Genomic DNA, 21,612 nt, shown 5'->3' on the forward strand with positions numbered 1-21,612 from the left:
GAAATACTGAATGTTTAAGCACCTGAATTTAAAAGCCTTTGGGTTAATCATGACGTTAGCTTTAGCGCTCGTGTTGAGTGCTTGTAGTCAAGATGACAGTTCAGCACAAACAGAAGGTACATCAATCGGCGAAAAAGAAATAGACATTCCCTATATTGCGACCGATAATTCAGCCGCACGCTCACTCGTAATGGCTGAGGTGTTGAAAAAAGCAGGCTACGATGTAACGACGACCCCTGTGACTGCGAGTGGACCCATGTATGCGTCCGTTTCAGAAGATGAAAATGCATTCCACGCATCAGGCATTTTCCCTTCAACGGATAAAGCGTACTACAATCAGTTTAAAGATGACCTTACTTTATATGATCAACATCACTTGATTGAAAATGTACAAGTTGGACTCGCTGTCCCTAAATATGTAAGTGACATAGATTCTATCGCAGACCTAAAAGAGGACAATGACTTTGGAAAAGCGGTCAATCATGAAATTGAAGGTACAGATAAACGTAATGGCGTCATGAAAGAAACGAAAAATACAATTGGCGAAGATGATCTTAAAGATTACAAATTGAATAGTAGTTCTGATCAGGACCAATTTAAAGCCATTCAACAAGCACATCAACAACAAAAACCAATCTTATTCACAGCGATGAAACCGCATTGGTTACATGAAGAAACTGACTATAAAATGTTGAAAGATCCTGACAAAATATACGGTGATACAAACCAACATATCGATCTCGTATTTAATCAAAACTTTAAAGACAGACATCCAGCTGCCTATACTATTACAACTAGAATGGCAGATGACTGGAGTCAAAGTGATGAAAAAGATTTAGCGAAAAAAATATTTGTCGATCGTAAAAATCCTGAACAAGTCGCAAAAGATTATGTAGATGATCATGATCATAAAGTAGACGAATGGTTGAAAGATATCGAATCATAAATAAGGATAGACTCGCCTCACTAACACTTTAGTGAGGCGTTTTTTTATGTAGGGAAAATGATGAGCCACTTTCAAATTGAATCGATGGAGGAAGTTGTTGAGATTTCATCTGATTCACTAAGATAGATATAAGTTGACATCAATCCAAATAAAGTTTTTAGTTTTATACAAGAGTATGAGGGAAAAGTGCATACAGCCAAGAAATGACCATATAAAATAGATCATGAAATGCTTTGTGTCGTCTCAAGCGATGAAACATGATCGCCGTGAAAATGAATAACCCAACGGCTAATTCATCCACGCACGTTTTTGGCACATTGATCATACATAGCACCATTATGAAGGGGGTTAAACGATGGAAACACCAACTCAAAAACGAACAGTGCAACACATTATCCGTACAACCTTTGATTTATTACAAGATTATCATTTTGACTCCATCACTGTTCAACAGATATGTGGTGCTGCAGAAATCAATCGGAGTACATTTTATCGATATTTTGAAGATAAATATGATTTACTTTACCATTTGGCTGAGGAACTCGGGGAAGACATTACAAACGAAATGCAAGGCCCAGATGAAGCGGCCATGCTCAAATCCTTAGTTAAACTCGTCAATAAAAATCAGACGTTATTTAAGCATCTGATTGTATCGTCTAAGCAAAATGAATTTTATCAAGAACTGACCCGTGTAGCGAGCCGACTCATTTATCAAGGCGCTTACGAACATGATAACTTTATTTCGCGCCAAATCCGTCAATCCATTTATCCAAAAATGGCGAGTGACTTCTTTGGAAGCGGCATTATTGAAGTGATGCGACAATGGCTCAACAACCAATATGATTATACGTTGGACGAAGTGCTTCAGACACTGGATCAAATCGAGCGAAAATAGATGAGGTTTGTGTCGTCTGCTAAAGCGACAGACCGTATGGTTTTAAACACATTGAAGCCTATTCGATTAAGATTCAAAATATAAGTTGCTGGAAACAACAATTATTTTGTTATAATGTAATAGAAAAGAATAAAATGAAATCGTACAAGTTTAAAGTGAGGTACTTCTAATGGAGAAAGAAAACAATAAACAAACGAACGAAGTAAATGACGAAAATAACCAAGAACAACCATCTAAATCTGACTATGAATCAGAAGTCATTGAAAAAGCGGAACAACGTGTGGCAGCGAAACATGCGGAAACATCTAATGACAATGAAAATCCGACAGATGAAGAAATTGAAGCAGAGCTCTTACAGTATTTAAAAGAAGAAAAAGAAATTAAAGAAGAAGAAAAAGCTGAGAGCAAACGTTTTAAAATCGTGACGATTATTTTAGGAATTGCTATTGCACTAATCGTCATCTTTAGAGTCGGCTCTCAATTTATGTAACAACATAACTCAAGCCAATCAAAAAGGGCGAAGACAGCAGGTACTAAAATGACCTGAGATGTCTTCGCCTTTTTTAATGCTTTCAATCATATTTACTACTTATTAGTCATCGTAGTTATTTTCTAGTTTGCGCAGTTCGTCTCTCGTATCTTTAGACAAGCCTTCACCATAGTCCATCATCTGTACGATGTCTTTGAAGGCAGCATGCGGGATGGCTAAATCTTGTAATTCTTCGGGTTTTACGTGTAAATCGATATCTTGTGGGCGGTCTTCTATTAATTTCTGTACAAAATCTGGCTCTGTGACAAATGGAGAAGACATTCCAACCATATCTGAGTATTGGAGCGCTTCTAAAGCCTTATCCGGTGTGTTAATACCACCACTGGCGATTAATGGGATACGTCCATTTAAATGTTCATAGACTACGTCGTTGAGATAACGGCCTTGATGTTTACCAGAAGAGCGCACTGTTTTTTTATAAATATTCCGTCCCCAACTAGCGATTGCTAAATATTGGATATTCACGCGTTCCATAATCCAATCGATCCACTGATTGAATTCTTCGATGGAATAACCGATTTGACTGCCACGTTCTTCTTCTGGCGTCGCTCTAAAACCTAGGATAAAATCTCCAGGCGCTTTGTCATGAATAACGTCTTGAACACCTTCTAGCACTTCTAAGCTAAATCTTGCGCGATTTTCCAGGCTATCAGCACCATATTTGTCCGTACGTTGATTTGAAAATGTTGAGAAGAACGTTTGGATGAGTAAGCGTTGTGCAGCTGAAATTTCGACGCCATCAAATCCGGCATCAATCGCAAGTGCAGTCGCATTTTTAAAGCGCTCAATCACTTGTTTAATATCTTCTTCAGACATACTGCGTACTTTGTGCGGGATAGGTGAATGTAACGTCATCTCACTCGGTCCGTATACTGTTTCATATTTGTAAATGGATTGAGTGGAAAAGCGACCAGGGTGTGCAAGTTGAAGGATGGCTGTATTGCCATCTTGTTTCATCGCTTTTGCGAGTTGAGTCAAACCTGGTAGATAAGATTCATCCATCGCACTAATACCATATTCAAATAATTGACCATAGGGTTCGATGTAAGCACCCCCAGTGATTTGAAGTGCTGCAGTGTTCGAACGTCGTGAGGCATAGTCGAGTTCTTCTTGGGTTACGTATCCATCAGCTGTTGCGGCATTGGGCGTCATCGGTGATAAGACGAACCGATTCGTTAACTGTTGCCCATTTGGAAGTGTGATTGGTTTAAGTAGTGCTTCATATTGTGCCATGGAATTACCCCTTTAAAATGAATGTGTTATTACCTTTAACCTATCATTAGGAAACATGATTCACAATCCATAACACATAAATGTTGATTTATTGTTAATTTTAATACATTTTTAAAACGAAATATTTAACTTTTCTTGCACAATTCGATATTTTATATAGTAAGGGCATATATATCTAAGACGAGGCGATTTATATTTTGAGTGTGACGACACAACAGGAAGCGTCACCACGATGGAGATGATGAAATGGTTGAATATAGCATTTTAGATTATGCGCTCGTAGACGAAGGGAAAAATTCAGAAGACGCAGTGAAAAAGACTGTCGAATTAGCGAAACTCGCTGATCAATTGGGATTCAAACGTTTTTGGGTGACAGAACATCATAATGTTCCCGCATTTGCATGTCCGAGTCCAGAACTCTTAATGATGCAGATGTTATCTCAAACATCTTCGATTCGTATTGGATCTGGCGGTGTGATGTTACCGCATTATAGTCCCTTTAAAGTCGCAGAAAATATGCGCATGTTAGAGGCTTTCTATCCAAATCGAGTGGATATCGGTATCGGTAATAATGCCGGTACGCCTCAAGTGCAAGCAGCGATGCAAGATCGTGAAAATGCTGCTGACAATTATCTAACAAGTATTCATCAGTTATATGAATACCTTACAAATCAACAAGATGAAGTCATTGTTCAACCACGCAATGAACGGACACCAGAAATGTGGTTGTTAAGCATTGGCGAACGATCAGCAAAAACGGCAGCAGAGCTTGGCTTAGGCTATACTTTTGGTACATTTTTATTACCAGACCAAGCGCATATCGATCAGGCACAACAAAGCAATCGATTATACAGAGAACAATTTAAATCGTCACCTATCTTTAGCCAATCCAAAGTGATGGCTACGACATTTATTATTGTCGGAGAAAATGAAACACACGCTGAGCAACTTGCCCATGCTTTAGGCGTTTGGTTACTCGGTAAACAAAGCTTTGCCGAATTCAAGCAGTTCCCTTCTATAGAGACAGCAGCTGATTATATTTTAACGGATGAGGAAAAAGAACGTATCAAAGCACAACTCGCAAGTATCATTGTGGGGACAGAAGAAACGATTCGACCACAAATAGAACGTTTAATTGAAGCAAATCAAGCAGACGAAGTACTCTTCGCACCATTAATTTCAGATATAGAAACACGTCGTCGTACAGTTAAAGCGATTGCTAAAGCGATGATGTCATAAAAAAAGGAGAGATAGTTTATGAAAAAATTAGCAAATTATTTATGGGTTGAACAAGAAGGTAATCAATACGTTTATCGCATGACACCCGAACTTCAAGATGATGTAGGTACAGTTGGTTTCGTATCATTTATGGATAAAGACGAAGTTGAAGTTGATGACGAAATCGTGAGTATCGAAGCATCTAAAACAGTATTAGACGTTCAATCTCCACTAGCTGGTAAAATCGTTGAACGTAATACGAAAGCAGAAGACGAACCAGAATTACTTAACTCTGAAAAACCAGAAGAAAATTGGCTCGTTAAATTAGAAAATGTAGATGAAGCGGCATTCGATAAATTAGAAAACGCAGAGGACTAATAGATGAAGCAAAGTGAAAGACTTGCCTATTTAGTTGAATATCTATGGCAAGAAGCAAACGGGGAGGCCCCGTTAGACTATCCAACTGATCCACACGCACAGTGGCGTATGTTCCGTGGTTTAGTGAATGTAAGACCGCCTGAACCAATCAATGACAAATTTTTAGAAGTACAGGACGCTTACCTTCAAACATTGAATCAAGCAGATCCTGTCTCTTTCGCGTCACTCAATCCAGTGTTACATGATGATATTTACTTGTGGCAAGGGGATATCACGCGACTCGAAGTGGATGGCATCGTAAATGCAGCGAACAGTCGTTTATTAGGTTGCTTTAAACCGAACCATGCTTGTATCGATAACACGATCCATACTAAAGCAGGGGTTCAACTTCGATTAGCTTGTGAAGAGATCATCCAAGACCAAGGTAAAAAAGAAGGGGTAGGTAAAGCGAAGATCACTTCCGCTTATAACCTGCCATCTTCGTATGTCATTCATACGGTAGGGCCACAAGTTCAGCACTATCCTGTGTCCAAGATGAATCGAGATTTACTTGCTCGATGCTATCAAAGTTGTTTGAAAGTCGCGGATGAAAACGACCTTAATCACATTGCGTTTTGCTGTATTTCAACTGGGGTGTTTGGATTTCCGCAAGATGAAGCCGTTAAGATTGCCATCGATACGGTCCTCGCATATAAAGCAGAAACAGGCTCTGATATCCAAGTGATATTCAATGTCTTTTCAGATGAAGATTATGAGTTGTATAAGGAGGCACTCACGCAGTATGACTAACGCAAAGTGGAACGCACTAAATATGGAAGATCAATCGCAGTCAGCCGTGCTTGCTGAAGCGATTAGAGAAGCGGATGCAGTCGTTGTAGGTATCGGGGCTGGGATGTCTTCAGCAGATGGCTTCACCTATACAGGCGAACGCTTCACGAAAAACTTTCCAGATTTCATTGAGAAATATGGCTTCTTTGATATGTTACAAGCAAGCTTACATCCCTTCCCAAGTTGGCAGGAATATTGGGCCTTTGAAAGTCGCTTTGTGAAGCTTAATTATCTAGACCAAGCTGTGGGGCCTTCTTATGTCGCATTGAAAGAAATGTTAGAAACGAAACCGTATCACATTATTACTACAAATGCGGACAATGCTTTTGCGGTGGCAGATTATGATTTAGATAAAGTATTTCACATTCAAGGGGAATATATTTTATGGCAATGTAGCCAGCACTGCCACGCACAAACGTATCGCGATGATGAGGCGATCTTACAAATGGTGGAACAACAAGAAGATATGAAAGTACCCAGAGAGTTGATTCCACATTGTCCAAAATGTGATGCACCGATGGAAATTAACAAACGTAAAGCGCAAGTGGGTATGGTCGAAGATGCTGATTTCCATGCGCAATTGGATCGTTATAATGCATTCTTAGCACAACACGAAACGGGTAAAGTGCTTTATCTTGAAATTGGTATCGGCTATACCACACCACAATTTGTAAAGCATCCATTCCAACGCATGACACGGAAGAATCCCGATGCTGTCTTTATGACAATGAATAAAAAAGCGTATCGCATTCCACAACCCATTCGAGAACGTACGATACATTTAACCGATGATATTTCGATGTTAATTCAAGATGCAAATCAAAGATTGAAACAATAGGAGTGAGCCCATGTATTTAATAGAACCTATTCGTAATGGAGAATATATTGCAGATGGCGCTGTCGCCTTAGCATTACAAGTTTATGTGAATGAAAATCTCTTTTTAGATGACGATATTTTACTTCCATATTACTGCGATCCTAAAGTCCAAATTGGACGTTTTCAAAATACAGCAGTAGAAATCAACCAAGATTATGTAGATGAAAACGATATTCAAGTTGTGCGTCGTGATACGGGCGGCGGTGCCGTCTACGTAGACCGTGGTTCAGTTAATTTCTGTTGTGTATTACAAAATGATACGTCTATCTATGGGGATTTCCAACGTTTTTATCAACCTGTGATTGCTGCACTCCATCATCTTGGTGCGACAGAAGTTGAACAAAGTGGCCGTAATGATTTAGCCATTAACGGTAAGAAAATTTCTGGCGCTGCTATGACGCTGACAGATGGTCGTATCTATGGTGGTTACTCATTACTCCTAGATGTTGATTATGAAGCTATGATGAAAGCACTCAATCCGAATCGTAAAAAAATTGAAGCGAAAGGGATTAAATCCGTACGCGCGAGAGTGGGCGAAATTCGTGACTATCTTGATCCTAAATATCAAGATGTGTCGATTGAACAATTTAAAGATTTAATTATTGAACAGTTGATGGATATTGATGACATCAGTGAAGCGAAACGTTATGAACTCACTGACGAAGATTGGCAAGCGATTGACGAACTCGTTGAGAAAAAATATAAGAACTGGGAATGGAATTACGGCGGTTCACCTCGCTATAACTACAACCGCAACGAACATTTCACTTCAGGTACCGTAGATATCTCATTAGATATATCAGGTAATCGTATTGAAGCGTGCCGTATCTATGGTGATTTCTTTGGTAAAGGCGAAATTAAAGATGTCGAACAACAGCTTGAAGGCGTACGTGTCGTTAGAGCAGACCTATTAGATGCGTTAAATGGCATCGATTTAAATTATTATTTTGGCGACATTACCGCCGAAGAATTAGTAGATTTGATATTAAGTTAATTAAATAAATGAATGTAAAAAGACTGGTGCGGTGTAAAGCCTCATCAGTCTTTTTTGTATGATCTATCTCTCAAGTAATCTTCCGTTGAATAAAGATATGCGAATTCGTGATTCAAAGATGCTATATTATACGTGTGGACATCTTGAGCGTTTAATCGATTGCCATCGAGGTCTTTGAGTTCAAAAGAAACGGTCGCATCTTCGATTAAATCGACAGTAAATCCTAAGTTTTGAGCCATCCGCGTTGTCGTAGATACACAATGAGGAAGTGAGATACCAGCAATAGTTAAATGATGCCACCCATGGGATCGTAAAATAGTATCCAATGTTGTGCCAATAAAAGCACTGTTCACTTCTTTTTCGATGATGATTTCATCTTTTTCGGTTCATAAATTAAACCTTGTAAATGCTCTCGATGAAACAGCGACGAAGGATCTTGTGAGACATGTTTAATATGATTAATGGGTTGATGTTCACTTCGAAAATAATTCAATAACCTTTCTATATTTTGTTCCGCATGTGGACCATAACGTTCGCCCCAACACGAATCGTGAAATGCCTCTTGTACATCGATTAAAATGAGCACATCACTCATCATTTTTACCCTCCCCTTTCTATTGTTTTCATTGTATAGCATGACTGATTGGTTCTGAATGCTCTCACGAAGGTATTAGATAACAAAAGCCACAAAAAATGAGGAGAATAATCCAATGGACCTAACAGATCGCAAAATACTCAAAATGCTTAAGCAAGACAGTCAGATTTCGTTGCAACGCATCAGTAAAGTAGTTAGTTTATCTCCCCCGGCAGTACGTGAACGTATTAATAAAATGAAAGACGTCGGCATTATCGGCAAGTATACGATAGATATTGATTATGGTGCTTTAGGTTATGATATCAATGTCATCATTGAAATTCTCATCAAGAATAACTTATATAGCGATTTCAAACTCTTTATCTCGGAACAGAACGATGTAGAATTTTGTTACAGAATTTCAGGAGAGAGTTGTTTTATTTTTAAAGTTCATTTTCAGGGAATGCAACCGGTTGAACCCTTTATCGATCAATTACAATATTACGGACATACTAAAACGCATTTTATATTTTCAAAAACGGTTTGATTGCGAGAAATTTTAAATAAATGAAACATGTTAAAACCCCGTCATATCATCCGCCATTAACTAAATCATCACCAGAAATTTACATTCATTTAACGTTCAATTGTTAAGGTATTAATGAGGGCAGATATTATAAGTGGAGGTTTTATAAGTGAAAAATAAGCAAAAAATTGTAACTGGTGTAGCTAGCTTAACGTTATTGTTAACATTGGCACAAGGAGGCGGCGTTGCAAACGCAAGCGCTGGTGGCTCTGCCGTTCCGAATGAAAACCCTGCAGAACAAAACGAAGAAGGTAACAACAATGGTATTGCAGTTTCTGACCAAAAACCTGCAGTTGCGCCTGTAGAAACTCAAAACACACCAAACCGTATCATGACTAACTTCAACGGTGATACTAAAACAGAAATGGCTTTCAACTGGTACACAACAGATAAATTCGACGACGCTAAAGTTTGGGTATCAGAAACTGGTGACTTCAGCGATGCAATCTCATTTGATGCTAAAGCAGAAAATGTCACTTCTAAATATTTAGAACGCGATAACAACGGTAACATTATTTTCGCAGACCCTGTCAAAGACGACGATGGTGAACCTGTTAAAGATAATAACGATAACGATAAAATCAATGGTTATTACACTGACGCTAACGTTTCTGGCCAAGAATGGATGGGCGGTAACGAACATGGTAAAGCGGAATTAACAAAACAAAGAGAATATACATACAAAGCGAAAGCAACTGGTTTGAAACCAAATACTAACTATCATTACTATGTTGGTAGCGAAAGCGGACCTAAAAGTGAAATAGGACAATTCAAAACATCTGGTAATGAAGGCGATCCATTCAAATTCGTTCAATACACAGATACACAAAATGCTTACTGGAACGAACACGTACGTAACGAAGCACAATTCGCTGCAGATACAATCGATCAAGCGATCCAAACTGCTGGCAACCCAGACTTCGCACTTCACACTGGTGACTTTGTAGAAACTGCAGAAGTTGAAGATGAATGGAAAGACTTATACGAACAATCTCGTCCATCATTCATGTCACTACCTATCGCTGTTGCTTCAGGTAACCATGATGAATATCCATTAGATGATGATGACGACATGTTATTAGGTAGCTTCAACGACCACGTAAACGTACCTAAAGAAAATGATGCAATGAACGGTGGTTCATACTACTCATTCGATTACAACGGTGCGCACATGGTTGTAGCAAACACAAATGATAATAAAAAAGATAAAAAAGATAACCCAGATGAAAAAGCAATCGGTAAAGAACAAATGGAATGGATTAAAGACGACATCAAAAAAGCACGTGAAAATGGTTCAAATTGGGTGATCTTAAACTTACACAAACCAATGTACTCTAAATCTTACCACTCACTATCAGACGAAGATATCAAAGCTGTACGTGAAGAATTAACAAAACAAATTGATGACTTAGATGTGGACTTAGTATTACAAGGTCACGACCACGTACTTGCTCGTACTAAATCACTTGAACATACTTCAACTAAAAATAGCTTCGTAAACGCTAAAATTGAAGATACTAAACAAGTGAAAGGTGAAGATGGCGTAGAATACTATGATAACCCTAAAGGTTCTGTATACGTTCTACCTAACACTGGTGGTACTAAAGCTTATGACGATATCTACGATAAATCATTATCACACATCAAAAAAGTGGTACCAGAACTTAAAAACTTAACTCAAAAACAACTAGATCATTACAACACATTGTTCGCATTAGGTGAACAACCTCAAAAAACAGATGCTTATAAAGACAGTCACTCTAACAACCGTGATTCATCTCAACAAAACTTCTCAGTATACGAAGTTGAAGATAACAAATTGAAAGTTAAAACTTATCAATTAAACGGTGACATTAGTAAAGGTGAACCACGTACAACTGAATTAATCGACGAATTTGGTATTAAAAAAGACAAATAAATCATTAAACAGTATGTGAAGTCATCTTTGGAAAGGAGCTTATCCTAAGATGAAACGAATCGCTTATTATGGCAGTTGTATCTTGTGCCTCTCAGTATTACTGACAGGTTGTAACAATGATCAGGAAGAGCAATCATCAGAATCAAAAACAGCTGAAAAATCTGAGCAAAAAGAAAGTACACAACAAGCACATTTAAATGATGATGAAAAACAAGAAGTCAAAGAAGATTTAATCAAATGGATGGCAAAAAGGGAAGCCAAAGACGATCGAGCTGTATCTAACCGTTACTTTAATAGTGGATCATTTTCCAACGGAGATTGGTACGCTGGCTCCCCAGATGCACAAATTCAAGTGAGTAACCAAGGCGATCCAGGACCTAAAGCATTTGACGTGCATAACGTTGTTGGCTTAGTTACTTATGAAAGTAACGCAGATGTGACAGGTTTTGATGAAAGTGCACAATCTTTAACTAATATCGAAGGATACGAACAAGTCGCAAATATGTCAGCACCAATTACAAAATACTTGTTCGCAGATAATGGTAAAGTTTACAAGTGTACATTTGATAAGGATTCCGAAGAAACAACGTTATCTTCCGGTTTCGCACCGAAAGATCACACGACTAAAGATCCTAACTTAGCACCTGATAGAACATTTGATGAGGTCAAAGATAAAGAGATCACGGAACATTATCATAAATTACTCGATCAATACGACAAGTAAACTGCATAAAAGATAAGCAGAAGGACCTAGGAAGTGTATCCTAGGTCCTTTTTGTTGGATAGATACCGCTATTTATAAGCACTAAAAAACTCCTTACTCAATCGTTAGTAAGGAGTTTTTCATTTAACCTCTATATTATTGATGTACTAGATCTTTGAAGTTTTCTAAGCGACGTTCTTTTTCTTCTTCGCTGATGTTATTTTTCTCAACGTAACGGTTTCTTTCATGTTTTGCACAATCATAGCAACATGCACCTAAATAACGTTCTTCATTTTCTTCAGAAACTAAGATTTGGCGGTTACATTCTGGGTTTGCGCAGTTGATATAACGTTCGCATGGTGTACCGTCGAACCATTCTTTACCGACAACGGTTTTTTCAACTTGGTTTACATCGACGCTGATACGTTCATCAAAGACATACATTTTACCGTCCCAGTATTCACCTTTGGTTTCTGGGTCTTTACCGTAAGTTGCGATGCCGCCTTCAAGTTGTCCTACATCTTCGAAACCTTCACGTTTAAGGAAACCTGAGAATTTTTCACAACGGATACCGCCTGTACAGTATGTGACGATTTTTTTGTTTTCGAGTTTTTCTTTATTTTCGCGGATCCATTGTGGTAAGTCTCTGAATCGAGTGATATCAGGACGAATGGCACCACGGAAGTGTCCAAGATCGTATTCGTAGTCATTTCTTGCGTCAAGAATGACTGTGTCGTCAGATAGTAACGCTTCTTTGAATTCGCTTGGTGAGTAATATTTACCTGTTAATTGATGCGGATCGATGTCTTCATCAAGACCAAGTGCCACGATCTCTTTACGTGGACGGCAGTGCATTTTTTTGAAAGCATGGCCGTCAGCTTCATCCACTTTAAATACTAAATCTTTAAAGCGTTCATCTGTATGTAAGTGATCCATGTAAGCGTCTGTGGCTTCTTTTGTACCTGATACTGTACCGTTTAATCCTTCAGTTGAAACTAGGATACGACCTTTAAGACCGAGGGATTTACAATAGTCTAAGTGCTCTGATGCAAAAGTTTCTGGGTCATCAATTGTGACATATTTATAATATAGTAATACTCTATAATCCTTACTCATGTTCATTCTCCTCTTAATACTTTGAAGTGTAGTTCGTTTTGTATAGATACACGATGTTGCGCGTGTTAGTGACATTTTTCAATATTATCTCATATTTATCCTTATTTTGTACATGAGACAATTTAGACCATATTTCATTGTAACAAAATCGGCGTAAGTTTCAATTTATTAATACAAAAAATACGTGCATTGTCAAATCTCATAGTTAAGAAATAGTTAAGAATGATTAAGAGATAGTTAATGTGATTTCCGAATCAGTGCCTGTAACATAAACAGTGTAATAAAAAACACTATAGAAAGTAGGAAATGACAATGAAATCAAAATTCTTTTTAGCAGGTGGCGCACTTGCCGCAACATTATTACTCGGTGCATGTAACAACATGGATGAGAAGAAAGACGATATGAAACAAGAGACGAAAGCAGACGAGAAAGAAAAAGATATGGATATGGAACAAAAAGATAATATGATGATGAAATCTGGAATGTTCAAAGGTGAAAATAAAGAAATGGTAGAAGGTAAAGCAACCATTAAAGATAATAAATTGATGCTTACAGATTTTAAATCATCTAAAGGACCAGACTTACATGTTTACTTAACAAAAGGAAATGACATCGAAAAAGGTATGAAGATTGATGCCGTTGACTATGATAAAAAAGAACAAACTTTTGATCTCAAAGATGTGAAAGTCGAAGATTATGATACCGTAACGATTTATTGTGATAAAGCGCATGTGATCTTTGGATCAGCTGAACTTAAATAAGATGGAGCACGTGATATCTATGATAAAGAAAGTGATATTACTGCTCATTCGACTTGGATCAGGGATCCTCATGTTCATGCAAGGTTATGAAAAATTAACGGGTGGATTTGCGATAGACGGTTTGGTACCTGTGGTTATTCAAAACCAAGATTCTCCAGAATGGTATAAGTGGTTTTTCGAACATCTCGTCGCCTCATTCATACCTGCGTTTAATTGGTTAGTTCCTCTAGGAGAAATTGCAATCGGTCTTGCACTGATCTTTGGTGTAATGACCTATACTGCAAGTTTCTTCGGTGCATTCATGATGCTGAACTATATTTTAGCAGATATGATATTTTCGTATCCAACTCAGCTCTTTTTCTTTATAATAATCTTAATGAATAAGCAGACGATTCAACAGTTAGATCTAAGATTGTTATATCGATTGCGAAAGAGAAGAGGCAATGGCCATGTCGCACATCCTGATCGTGGATGATGAGCCAGATATTAGAGAGATTTGTAAGACTTACTTTGAATTTGAAGGGCATGAAGTGTCGGTAGCCGAAAATGGACAACAAGCTATCGATTTACTTCAACCCACCATTGATTTGATGGTGTTAGATATCATGATGCCTGAAGCGGATGGATATGATGTCGTAAAGGCGATGAAAGCAAGACAATTAGATATCCCTTATATTTATTTAACTGCGAAGACAAATGAAACTGACACGATTTATGGTTTGATGCTCGGGGCTGATGATTATGTTAAGAAGCCCTTCAGTCCTCGAGAGTTAGTCATAAGAGCGAAGAATATTTTACAGCGAGCGAATAAAGCTGCCAAACCAGCAGATACAGTGACATGTGGAGGTTTAACGTTGAATAACGTTACGAAAACGGCGACCATCTGTGACCAGCCGTTAGCCTTACGCGTGAAGGAGTTTGAATTATTGTGGCATTTTGCGACACATGAAGATGTGGCACTTTCGAAGACAGATTTACTCGAACAGGTATGGGGGTATGAGTATTATGAAGATATGAATACCCTCAATGTGCACATTCACCGCATAAGGGAGAAACTCGAACAACACGGTTACGATGATTATGTGATTGCGACAGTTTGGGGACTCGGTTACAAGTTTCAAAGGAGGGCCTAAATGTCTATACGAAAACAACTTTTTTATTCATTTATTGGCTCGATTGTCATCACGACGTTATTCGTGTTTGTGCTATATAAACTCATGTGGTTTGATGGCCAGCAAACGATCCTTTTGACCCTCTGTTCTTTTGTTTCAAGCATGATTACATTGACCTTAGCGATTGGTTTTACCATTCCAACGATTAAAAAATTAGAACGATTAAATCAACAAACACAAGACATTGCACAAGGGAATTATCACGTGGACTCGTTAGACATCCGGACTCCTAAAGAATTAAAAGAGCTAAACCATTCCTTTGATGTGATGGTTGCACGTATTCGCGAACAATTAGAACTCATTCAGAGTGAACAAGATGAGAAGATACGCCTCATCCAAAACTTAGCCCATGATTTGAAGACCCCCCTAGCAAGTATGAGATCTTATACAGAAGGGTTAAGAGATGGTGTGATTCGAGATGAAAAAGCAGTCACGCATGCCTATGACGTGCTGATTTCTCAGTCTGAACGGTTAGCGAATATGTTTGATGATTTAACAGGTCTCATGACATTGAGTCAGTCTACGCGTAGTATATCTCTCATTCATATCGATCAGTTTTTAGTACCCATTTTAGATACGTATCAACACCAGCTGTCACGTGAACAACGTCATTTAGAAGTTGATCTTGTGCCCCAACTTCATCCATTTTATCAAGATCAAGGTGCACTGGAACGTATCATTACGAATTTAATCGATAACGCGCTGAAATTTTCACCAGCAGGGAGTACGATAACGATTAAAATCGATCAAAAAGAGGAAGATCAGCTTATGATGTCTGTAACGGATGAAGGGATTGGTATCGCTGAAGCGGAGCTCCCGCATATCTTTGAACGCACGTATCGCGTCGAACATTCACGGAACCTCAAAACCGGTGGGTCAGGCTTAGGGCTTTATATCGCCCATACCTTGGCTGAACAAATCGGTGGACAGCTGACCGTTGAGAGTGCGCTTAACGTCGGTACGACGATGACATTAACCTTTCCCATTCAACAACATAAATAAGTAAAAAAAGGCTGAGATCTATAGTGATTTCAGCCTCTTTTGATATGGGTAAGGTGATGGAGGTAATAAGTTTAGTTATGCGTTTGTGAGACGAATAAGTTTAATTATCTAAATTCAGCAAAGTTCTAAAGGTGTCGTGTTCTGGATAGCTTTCTCTATATAATCCACGTCGTTGCAATTCTGGTACAATCATATTGACGAAATCTTCAAGGCTTCCTGGTAAGGTTGGAAGCATCAAATTAAAGCCATCTGCTACACCTTTATTAAACCAGTGCTCCATTTCATCTACGATACTTTCTGGCGTACCAATCAACGTTAAATGACCGCCACCTGCGCTTAAGTAGCCAAGTAATTCTCGTACAGTCGGCTGTTTGTCTCGGATAATCTCTAACACGGTTTCATAACGGCCAACTGGTCCTTTAAACGCTTCTACAGGTGGAAGTTCTGGAACGGGTTCATCTAAAGCCCATTGCGAACAATCTTGACCAACAAAGAAGCTGAGTTGATCGAGCGCAGCTTCTATCGGAAGATGTTCATCGAGTGCTTGTTTTTTAGCGCGTGCAGCTTTATTAGTTTCAGCGACATAGGTCACGAGACCAGGGAAGACTTGAATCTGAGCTTCTGGTCGGTCACTGTCAGCTATCGCTTGATCGAGTTTCTCTCGATATTGTCGTGCTTGTTTGAGATTCCAAGAGACAGAATAGACTGCATCCGCATATTTTGCGGCGAGTGCCACACCTTGTTTAGATGCACCCGCTTGCATTGCGACGGGCTTACCTTGAGGGCTTTGTGGTGCAGTGGATGGTCCATCTACTTGAAAATATTTACCGTGATGTTGAAAAGGTTGTATATGATCTGCATGTATTAAAGTTGAAGTCGCTCTATCATGTACAAAATCCTCTCCACGCCATGAAGTTAGTAATTGGTTCATCACAGAAGCAAATTCATCTGCTTTAGCATAACGTTCTTCGCGTTCAGGTAATGCAGGTAGACTGTGATTTCGCGCTTCCTCATCAGTCATCGAAGTGACAAGATTCCATCCTACGCGACCATTTGTCATGTGATCAAGAGTCAGTAGTTGACGGGCCGTCGTAAATGGATTGGAAAAGGTGCTTGAAATGGTCGCAACTAAGCCGATATGATGTGTCACTTGAGCGATCGCTGTGAGATTGACGATTGGATCATACCACATGCTAGGCATGTCTAAATCAGATGATGGATTAAAGGCTTGATTGTCTGCGAAAAAGATCGCATCGAAATAACCTCGTTCTGCGAGTTGAGCAATGTGTTGATAGTAAGTTAGTGTGCCAATTTGTTCAATACTTGAGTCGGGCATGAGCCACGCAGCTTGGTGGTGACCACAGCCAAGGAGCAACATACCAATATGCATTTGTCTTTTTTTATTTTGCGTCATGAAATTCTCCTCGTGCGTTCATATTTTGAAAATGAAGTCGTAATGTCTGAGGTGGTCTTGGGATTAGTTCATTGTAAGGCCGCCATCTACGGTGATGTTTTGGCCTGTAATGCCATCTGCTTTTGCTGAAGCTAGAAAGACGACCATGTTTGCGACATCTTGTGGTGTTGTGACTTTACCAAGCGGTGTCGTTGAAGCGATCGCATCAAAAACTTCAGGTGTTGTCACTGCACTGGCATCGGTTGTTTTCAATAAGCCGCCAGAGACAACGTTCGCATTAATGCCATATTGACCGAGCTCAGCAGCGATGTTGCGTGTGAAACCGATGAGACCAGCTTTTGCGGTAGTATATTGGTGATAGGGCACGACTGGATTTTGATATAAATTAGTACCAATCGAAATGATGGTACCCGCCTTACGTTCGATAAATTGCGGAATAACACTTTGTGTGACGTTGAAAGCCGCTTTAAGCGTACCATCTAGTTGTTGTTGATAATCCTCCCATGCTAAATCTGTAAAAGGCTTTTGTTTCTCTGGATCAAATTTAAATCCAACTAAGGCATTGTTAATGACGACATCAATTTGGCCGAAGTGTTCAGTTGCTTGTTGAATTAATTGATCGACTTCTTTACGATCAGTAACGTCTGCTTGAAGTGCAATGGCTTGTGTGTCGCTTACATTTTCGAGTAGTGCTTCAGCCTTATCCTTACTTTGGTGATAATTAATCACAACGTTGAAACCTTGTTCAATCAATGTTTGGGCGATCGTAGCGCCTAATCCACGACTACTCCCTGTTACTAATACTGTTCTTGTCATATAAATCCCTCCGTTTATAAGGTCATAAAAAATACGCAACCTTCTCTAGGAAAGTTGCGTATTACGCGTATGTATATAGAGGCACACATAGCTACACACCATGCGTGACAAATTCATCAGCATCAACACTTTCCTACGCTAGCTTCAACTAGATCAGGTTCAAAGGGTCTGGGCAAGCCCATCTCAGTTTAAAAAACACCCCTAGTGTACGTATCTTCTATTTGTTTTAAATGTATAGTTTTTTAATAAGAAAGTCAAGGTAATGGCAGGGGTAATAAATTAGGGGATTATATAAAAAAGTGATTTGTAAGCGGATGTCTATATTACAAAGGAAGGATAAATGTCATAATCTGTAACAGTTTGTAATCTAATATAGACATAAAAAAAGAAGGAAACAGTGCTTTCTGCTTCCTTCGTACCTTTTTCAATCATATGTTTTCAAGACTACATTTATACATCTATTTGAAGATCATGACTGATCGTTATTCATTTAGCTGTATCGTGCGATCGCACAACATCAATTAGTAACGTGTCTTAATTGCATTGGAATCTGGAAATATATGATAAGCAAGACCCATGTGATCTAAAAAATTACCCACAAGTACGGCAGCGATAACCGCTGTAATACTAACGATAATGTGAGAGGCTTTGAGACGACCGTATTGCTCGCTTTTGTCATATAGGTTGAATGCAACGAAGACAGCGACGATTGCGCCGATTAAAATGGTTAGCTCCATATGACCGCCTCCTTTATACGGCATTTGTATCAATTAAATTTGAATACAGTTTAACAAATGTCCATATTACTAAAAAGACATATTCGATTAAAAAATGCTTACAAATATGTAAGATAGATTACAAATTGAAGGCAAGTGAGTTTGGTACGTCATAAAAAGAAAACGCAGCTTTGCTTCACATAATATAAGTGAAGTTCAAAACTGCGTTAATGAATTATTTATCTAATGCATCTGTTTTAATGTCTTTATCTGCTAAGAAATCTTTGATTTTCTGTTGTTGTTTACCGTTTACATCGCCAGCATACTGAGTGGAAACATCGACTACATTGAGTTCATTTTGAGGTTGATAGTCTAATTCTTCAATGTCTTGGTCGACATTTTTAATCGTTGAATTAAGCGCTGTAAAATATGTGATGATTCGGTCGACATTTTCTTGATAGCCTTTAGGTAACGTGTTGTCCTCTACAAATTTTTGGAAGCGCACATCGTTTTTAGCTGCGATATGAGAGAGGTCAGACAAACGTTCGGCTTGGGCATCGGTAATTTTCACATTTGAACCCGTTTGACGGTCTAATTTATATTGCATGAGATATTTATTATCTAAGATATCAGAATTGACATCTAAGTAGGTTTGAATCGCATCATTTGCTTCTGATTCAGAAATTTTTTCACCTTGTTTATCAGAAGAAAAAATGTCATCTTCAGTTAACTTTTTAACATCTTTCGGTGCGTGTCGTTGACTGTGTCGCGTGTCATCATCGGGGTGAGACGATTCGCTTGAACAAGCAGTCAATACCAGCGTAAACGCCATGAGACAACACAGAATTATTCGTTTCTTCATTAAACTAGAGCTCCTTTTATAAGGTTATAGATCATGATTCTCTATTCACTGTCTTATCTTATCACGTTTAAAAGGTTGTTTGTATGATTTGAGCAGAAATAAAGAGACAATATTATGAACAGCATCTTTATCAATGATGGAATATTTTTAGGTAAAAAGCATCATTCTCAAAGTACATAAAAAAGCACAAACCACTGCTTGAACTTTTAAAGGGAGAATGATTTGTGCTAGATGTATTAAAAAACAATAGTGATTAACTAAAGATCCATAAGGTTATGGCCGCATTCATAACCACCAAGCATACGTATTGAACTAATGTATGAAGCACATGGTTAAGCTTTAATTTGTTGTTCTTCATCAATAGGAAACTGAATATTATACCTATAATGATTATAGGGTTAAGTAACGTTGCGAATATTTTGTGCTCGAAAACATTAAATAACATATTAAAGAGAATAGATAATCCGAGTATTTCATAATTAATGACCATGAGCGAACGCATATCTACGTTTTTTAAATCGAGTTTCTCAGCGGTCCAGTTTAATAGTGCTGCGAGGAGTTGATATACAATGATTGCTCCAATTAATAAGATAATGAAAAGAATAATGAGTACTACAAAAGTTTGCCCATTTCCACCTGACAATAAATTTAGCAGAATTCCTGATTCTTTTGAGGGTAATCTAGAACACATAAATAGTATTGTACATAAAGTGACAAATAATACGACGACTACGGGGTATAAACGATTATTTAATTTCATCTCGATTTCAGTCCTTATTAAAATTTTATATTTATAATTATAGAATAATAAACTAAATTATGTATTGCAATCATAATTTAAAAAATAAGTTAATGAATGAGATGAGTGAAATTATAGAAATAAGATGGATAAAGATGATAGAAATAAAAAAACTGCCAACTGAGCAATATTGCCCAGTCGGCAGTTTCCATATAGTCTTATATTTTCTTTAATATAAGATGATAGATCAATTTACTGTTATTTATCAATGATAGGGTATTTGTTTCATTAGTTACGGATAATATAGTCGAATGCGCCAAGTCCTGCGTTTGCACCAGCACCCATTGAAATAATAATTTGTTTATAAGGTACTTCGGTTACGTCACCAGCTGCAAATAGACCTGGTACGCTTGATGCATTGACTTCGTCGATTTTAACTTCGTGTCTTGCGTTAAGTTCGACATAATCTCCAAGCCATTCTGTGTTTGGTAATAAACCAATTTGAACGAAGATACCTGAAACCTCAAGTGTATGTTCTTCGTCAGTTTCTGTATCTAGATATTTAATACCTGATACATTGTTGTCACCTAACACTTCAGTCGTTTGTGCGTTTTTAACTACAGTCACGTTTGGAATTTCAGAAACACGTTCTTGAAGTACTTCGTCAGCTTTAAGTGCTGCGCCACGTTCTAATAAGACAACGCTTTTCGCAATACCTGCTAAATCAATAGCAGCTTCGACACCTGAGTTACCGCCACCGACTACTGCGACATCTTTACCTTCAAAGAGTGGGCCGTCACAGTGAGGGCAGAACGCCACACCTTTATTGATGAGTTTGTCTTCCCCAGGTACTTCGAGTTTACGCCAACGTGCACCTGTCGCAACGATGACTGTCTTACTTTCAAGCACAGCATCATTGTCTAGAGTGACTTGGAATAGATCATCTTTTTTATCGATGCTTGTCGCTCTCATATTGATCATTTTATCAATGTTGTATTCATTGATATGATCTTCAAGTGCTGAAGCGAATTGAGGTCCATCTGTTTCTTTCACTGTAATGAAGTTCTCGATTGAACCAGTGTCATTCACTTGACCACCGATATTTTCAGCAACAATACCTGTACGTAATCCTTTACGTGCGGTATAAATCGCTGCACTACCACTTGCAGGACCACCACCAACGACTAGAACATCATAAGGATCTTTGTTATCGAAGTTGGATGGGTCTGCTTTGCTTCCGAGTTTGCTAAGAATATCTTGTATAGTCATACGACCATTACCGAACTCTTCGCCATTTAGGAATACGGCAGGGA

24 protein-coding genes and 1 riboswitch are annotated in these 21,612 nt (G+C 38.4%); of the genes, 15 read left to right on the top strand and 9 right to left on the bottom strand.

Annotated features, from left to right (window positions below; translation table 11 throughout):
* Positions 1 to 10: 10 nt before the first annotated feature.
* From APS80_RS08410 to APS80_RS08420, 3 genes are all read left to right on the top strand, one after another.
* The gene (locus tag APS80_RS08410) at positions 11 to 946 is read left to right on the top strand and encodes a glycine betaine ABC transporter substrate-binding protein (protein ID WP_059107832.1); all 936 of its coding nucleotides are present in this window, start codon (positions 11 to 13) and stop codon (positions 944 to 946) included.
* 355 nt (positions 947 to 1,301) lie between these two features.
* Positions 1,302 to 1,841, top strand: a complete 540-nt coding sequence (locus APS80_RS08415; RefSeq protein WP_059107833.1) for a TetR/AcrR family transcriptional regulator — start codon at positions 1,302 to 1,304, stop codon at positions 1,839 to 1,841.
* 169 nt (positions 1,842 to 2,010) lie between these two features.
* Complete coding sequence (locus tag APS80_RS08420) at positions 2,011 to 2,331, top strand: nuclease A inhibitor family protein (RefSeq protein WP_059107834.1); 321 nt, start codon at positions 2,011 to 2,013, stop codon at positions 2,329 to 2,331.
* Between the two features lie 102 nt (positions 2,332 to 2,433).
* Here APS80_RS08420 and APS80_RS08425 read toward each other — a convergent pair whose 3' ends face one another.
* The gene (locus tag APS80_RS08425; RefSeq protein ID WP_059107835.1) at positions 2,434 to 3,624 is read right to left on the bottom strand and encodes an NADH-dependent flavin oxidoreductase; all 1,191 of its coding nucleotides are present in this window, start codon (positions 3,622 to 3,624) and stop codon (positions 2,434 to 2,436) included.
* Between the two features lie 246 nt (positions 3,625 to 3,870).
* Here APS80_RS08425 and APS80_RS08430 point away from each other — a divergent pair, with 246 nt between their 5' ends.
* The 5 genes from APS80_RS08430 to lplA are packed head-to-tail and all read left to right on the top strand — an operon-like array spanning position 3,871 to position 7,919.
* Positions 3,871 to 4,863: an LLM class flavin-dependent oxidoreductase gene (locus tag APS80_RS08430; RefSeq protein WP_059107836.1), complete on the top strand. Its 993-nt coding sequence runs from the start codon at positions 3,871 to 3,873 to the stop codon at positions 4,861 to 4,863.
* Between the two features lie 18 nt (positions 4,864 to 4,881).
* Positions 4,882 to 5,220, top strand: coding sequence for a glycine cleavage system H family protein (locus tag APS80_RS08435; protein WP_059107837.1), 339 nt, complete (start codon positions 4,882 to 4,884; stop codon positions 5,218 to 5,220).
* 3 nt (positions 5,221 to 5,223) lie between these two features.
* The gene (locus APS80_RS08440) at positions 5,224 to 6,009 is read left to right on the top strand and encodes a protein-ADP-ribose hydrolase (RefSeq protein ID WP_059107838.1); all 786 of its coding nucleotides are present in this window, start codon (positions 5,224 to 5,226) and stop codon (positions 6,007 to 6,009) included.
* Positions 6,002 to 6,886, top strand: a complete 885-nt coding sequence (locus APS80_RS08445) for an SIR2 family NAD-dependent protein deacylase (RefSeq protein ID WP_059107839.1) — start codon at positions 6,002 to 6,004, stop codon at positions 6,884 to 6,886. Before APS80_RS08440 ends, APS80_RS08445 begins: the two co-directional genes overlap by 8 nt.
* 10 nt (positions 6,887 to 6,896) lie before the next feature.
* Positions 6,897 to 7,919: a lipoate--protein ligase gene (gene lplA / locus APS80_RS08450; RefSeq protein WP_059107840.1), complete on the top strand. Its 1,023-nt coding sequence runs from the start codon at positions 6,897 to 6,899 to the stop codon at positions 7,917 to 7,919.
* A gap of 44 nt (positions 7,920 to 7,963) precedes the next feature.
* Here lplA and APS80_RS10915 read toward each other — a convergent pair whose 3' ends face one another.
* Both APS80_RS10915 and APS80_RS10920 read right to left on the bottom strand, forming a co-directional pair.
* A complete protein-coding gene (locus APS80_RS10915) occupies positions 7,964 to 8,272 on the bottom strand; it encodes an isochorismatase family protein (RefSeq protein ID WP_197708585.1) in 309 nt (102 codons plus the stop codon).
* On the bottom strand, positions 8,269 to 8,517 hold the full coding sequence (locus APS80_RS10920; RefSeq protein ID WP_203071524.1) for a cysteine hydrolase family protein: 249 nt from the start codon (positions 8,515 to 8,517) through the stop codon (positions 8,269 to 8,271). The genes APS80_RS10915 and APS80_RS10920 overlap by 4 nt, the downstream gene beginning before the upstream one ends.
* Positions 8,518 to 8,629: 112 nt before the next feature.
* Here APS80_RS10920 and APS80_RS08460 point away from each other — a divergent pair, with 112 nt between their 5' ends.
* The 3 genes from APS80_RS08460 (at position 8,630) to APS80_RS08470 (ending at position 11,721) form a co-directional block, all read left to right on the top strand.
* Complete coding sequence (locus tag APS80_RS08460) at positions 8,630 to 9,040, top strand: Lrp/AsnC family transcriptional regulator (RefSeq protein ID WP_059107841.1); 411 nt, start codon at positions 8,630 to 8,632, stop codon at positions 9,038 to 9,040.
* A gap of 148 nt (positions 9,041 to 9,188) precedes the next feature.
* Positions 9,189 to 10,997 (top strand): purple acid phosphatase family protein, encoded by a 1,809-nt coding sequence (locus tag APS80_RS08465; RefSeq protein WP_059107842.1) that lies wholly within the window; start codon positions 9,189 to 9,191, stop codon positions 10,995 to 10,997.
* A gap of 49 nt (positions 10,998 to 11,046) precedes the next feature.
* Positions 11,047 to 11,721 carry a hypothetical protein gene (locus tag APS80_RS08470; RefSeq protein WP_059107843.1) on the top strand — a complete coding sequence of 225 codons (675 nt, stop codon included), beginning with the start codon at positions 11,047 to 11,049 and terminating at the stop codon, positions 11,719 to 11,721.
* A 135-nt stretch (positions 11,722 to 11,856) separates the two neighbouring features.
* On the opposite strand, the gene trhO is transcribed toward APS80_RS08470, so the two are convergent.
* Positions 11,857 to 12,816 (bottom strand): oxygen-dependent tRNA uridine(34) hydroxylase TrhO, encoded by a 960-nt coding sequence (gene trhO / locus APS80_RS08475; RefSeq protein WP_059107844.1) that lies wholly within the window; start codon positions 12,814 to 12,816, stop codon positions 11,857 to 11,859.
* Positions 12,817 to 13,128: 312 nt separating this feature from the next.
* Between trhO and APS80_RS08480 the strand changes: the two genes are divergently transcribed.
* From APS80_RS08480 to APS80_RS08495, 4 genes are read left to right on the top strand one after another with little or no spacing between them, the layout of a single operon-like run.
* Positions 13,129 to 13,578, top strand: a complete 450-nt coding sequence (locus APS80_RS08480; RefSeq protein WP_059107845.1) for a DM13 domain-containing protein — start codon at positions 13,129 to 13,131, stop codon at positions 13,576 to 13,578.
* Positions 13,579 to 13,600: 22 nt separating this feature from the next.
* The gene (locus APS80_RS08485) at positions 13,601 to 14,053 is read left to right on the top strand and encodes a DoxX family protein (protein WP_225309999.1); all 453 of its coding nucleotides are present in this window, start codon (positions 13,601 to 13,603) and stop codon (positions 14,051 to 14,053) included.
* On the top strand, positions 14,028 to 14,711 hold the full coding sequence (locus APS80_RS08490) for a response regulator transcription factor (RefSeq protein WP_059107847.1): 684 nt from the start codon (positions 14,028 to 14,030) through the stop codon (positions 14,709 to 14,711). The genes APS80_RS08485 and APS80_RS08490 overlap by 26 nt, the downstream gene beginning before the upstream one ends.
* Positions 14,712 to 15,752, top strand: coding sequence for a sensor histidine kinase (locus APS80_RS08495; protein ID WP_059107848.1), 1,041 nt, complete (start codon positions 14,712 to 14,714; stop codon positions 15,750 to 15,752).
* Between the two features lie 100 nt (positions 15,753 to 15,852).
* Here the strand turns inward: APS80_RS08495 and APS80_RS08500 are convergent, their stop codons facing one another.
* The 5 genes from APS80_RS08500 to ahpF form a co-directional block, all read right to left on the bottom strand.
* Positions 15,853 to 17,166, bottom strand: a complete 1,314-nt coding sequence (locus APS80_RS08500; RefSeq protein ID WP_059107849.1) for an LLM class flavin-dependent oxidoreductase — start codon at positions 17,164 to 17,166, stop codon at positions 15,853 to 15,855.
* Between the two features lie 63 nt (positions 17,167 to 17,229).
* Positions 17,230 to 17,982: a 3-oxoacyl-ACP reductase gene (locus tag APS80_RS08505; RefSeq protein WP_059107850.1), complete on the bottom strand. Its 753-nt coding sequence runs from the start codon at positions 17,980 to 17,982 to the stop codon at positions 17,230 to 17,232.
* 113 nt (positions 17,983 to 18,095) lie between these two features.
* Positions 18,096 to 18,195, bottom strand: a riboswitch (TPP riboswitch).
* Positions 18,196 to 18,503: 308 nt separating this feature from the next.
* Positions 18,504 to 18,719, bottom strand: a complete 216-nt coding sequence (locus tag APS80_RS08510) for a hypothetical protein (RefSeq protein WP_059107851.1) — start codon at positions 18,717 to 18,719, stop codon at positions 18,504 to 18,506.
* Positions 18,720 to 18,933: 214 nt separating this feature from the next.
* Positions 18,934 to 19,560, bottom strand: coding sequence for an NDxxF motif lipoprotein (locus tag APS80_RS08515; RefSeq protein WP_059107852.1), 627 nt, complete (start codon positions 19,558 to 19,560; stop codon positions 18,934 to 18,936).
* 1,027 nt (positions 19,561 to 20,587) lie between these two features.
* On the bottom strand, positions 20,588 to 21,612 hold a 1,025-nt coding region (gene ahpF, locus APS80_RS08525; RefSeq protein ID WP_059107854.1), incomplete at its 5' end, for an alkyl hydroperoxide reductase subunit F.

The organism is Staphylococcus auricularis, from assembly GCF_001500315.1.
Taxonomy (GTDB): domain Bacteria; phylum Bacillota; class Bacilli; order Staphylococcales; family Staphylococcaceae; genus Staphylococcus; species Staphylococcus auricularis.

What these genes read in the sequence shown, in the direction of transcription:
- APS80_RS08410 (WP_059107832.1), top strand. Translation starts at nt 11, where the DNA reads ATGTTTAAGCACCTGAATTTAAAAGCCTTTGGGTTAATCATGACGTTA.
- APS80_RS08415 (WP_059107833.1), top strand. Translation starts at nt 1,302, where the DNA reads ATGGAAACACCAACTCAAAAACGAACAGTGCAACACATTATCCGTACA.
- APS80_RS08420 (WP_059107834.1), top strand. Translation starts at nt 2,011, where the DNA reads ATGGAGAAAGAAAACAATAAACAAACGAACGAAGTAAATGACGAAAAT.
- APS80_RS08425 (WP_059107835.1), bottom strand. Translation starts at nt 3,624, where the DNA reads ATGGCACAATATGAAGCACTACTTAAACCAATCACACTTCCAAATGGG.
- APS80_RS08430 (WP_059107836.1), top strand. Translation starts at nt 3,871, where the DNA reads ATGGTTGAATATAGCATTTTAGATTATGCGCTCGTAGACGAAGGGAAA.
- APS80_RS08435 (WP_059107837.1), top strand. Translation starts at nt 4,882, where the DNA reads ATGAAAAAATTAGCAAATTATTTATGGGTTGAACAAGAAGGTAATCAA.
- APS80_RS08440 (WP_059107838.1), top strand. Translation starts at nt 5,224, where the DNA reads ATGAAGCAAAGTGAAAGACTTGCCTATTTAGTTGAATATCTATGGCAA.
- APS80_RS08445 (WP_059107839.1), top strand. Translation starts at nt 6,002, where the DNA reads ATGACTAACGCAAAGTGGAACGCACTAAATATGGAAGATCAATCGCAG.
- lplA (WP_059107840.1), top strand. Translation starts at nt 6,897, where the DNA reads ATGTATTTAATAGAACCTATTCGTAATGGAGAATATATTGCAGATGGC.
- APS80_RS10920 (WP_203071524.1), bottom strand. Translation starts at nt 8,517, where the DNA reads ATGATGAGTGATGTGCTCATTTTAATCGATGTACAAGAGGCATTTCAC.
- APS80_RS08460 (WP_059107841.1), top strand. Translation starts at nt 8,630, where the DNA reads ATGGACCTAACAGATCGCAAAATACTCAAAATGCTTAAGCAAGACAGT.
- APS80_RS08470 (WP_059107843.1), top strand. Translation starts at nt 11,047, where the DNA reads ATGAAACGAATCGCTTATTATGGCAGTTGTATCTTGTGCCTCTCAGTA.
- trhO (WP_059107844.1), bottom strand. Translation starts at nt 12,816, where the DNA reads ATGAGTAAGGATTATAGAGTATTACTATATTATAAATATGTCACAATT.
- APS80_RS08480 (WP_059107845.1), top strand. Translation starts at nt 13,129, where the DNA reads ATGAAATCAAAATTCTTTTTAGCAGGTGGCGCACTTGCCGCAACATTA.
- APS80_RS08490 (WP_059107847.1), top strand. Translation starts at nt 14,028, where the DNA reads ATGTCGCACATCCTGATCGTGGATGATGAGCCAGATATTAGAGAGATT.
- APS80_RS08495 (WP_059107848.1), top strand. Translation starts at nt 14,712, where the DNA reads ATGTCTATACGAAAACAACTTTTTTATTCATTTATTGGCTCGATTGTC.
- APS80_RS08500 (WP_059107849.1), bottom strand. Translation starts at nt 17,166, where the DNA reads ATGACGCAAAATAAAAAAAGACAAATGCATATTGGTATGTTGCTCCTT.
- APS80_RS08505 (WP_059107850.1), bottom strand. Translation starts at nt 17,982, where the DNA reads ATGACAAGAACAGTATTAGTAACAGGGAGTAGTCGTGGATTAGGCGCT.
- APS80_RS08510 (WP_059107851.1), bottom strand. Translation starts at nt 18,719, where the DNA reads ATGGAGCTAACCATTTTAATCGGCGCAATCGTCGCTGTCTTCGTTGCA.
- APS80_RS08515 (WP_059107852.1), bottom strand. Translation starts at nt 19,560, where the DNA reads ATGAAGAAACGAATAATTCTGTGTTGTCTCATGGCGTTTACGCTGGTA.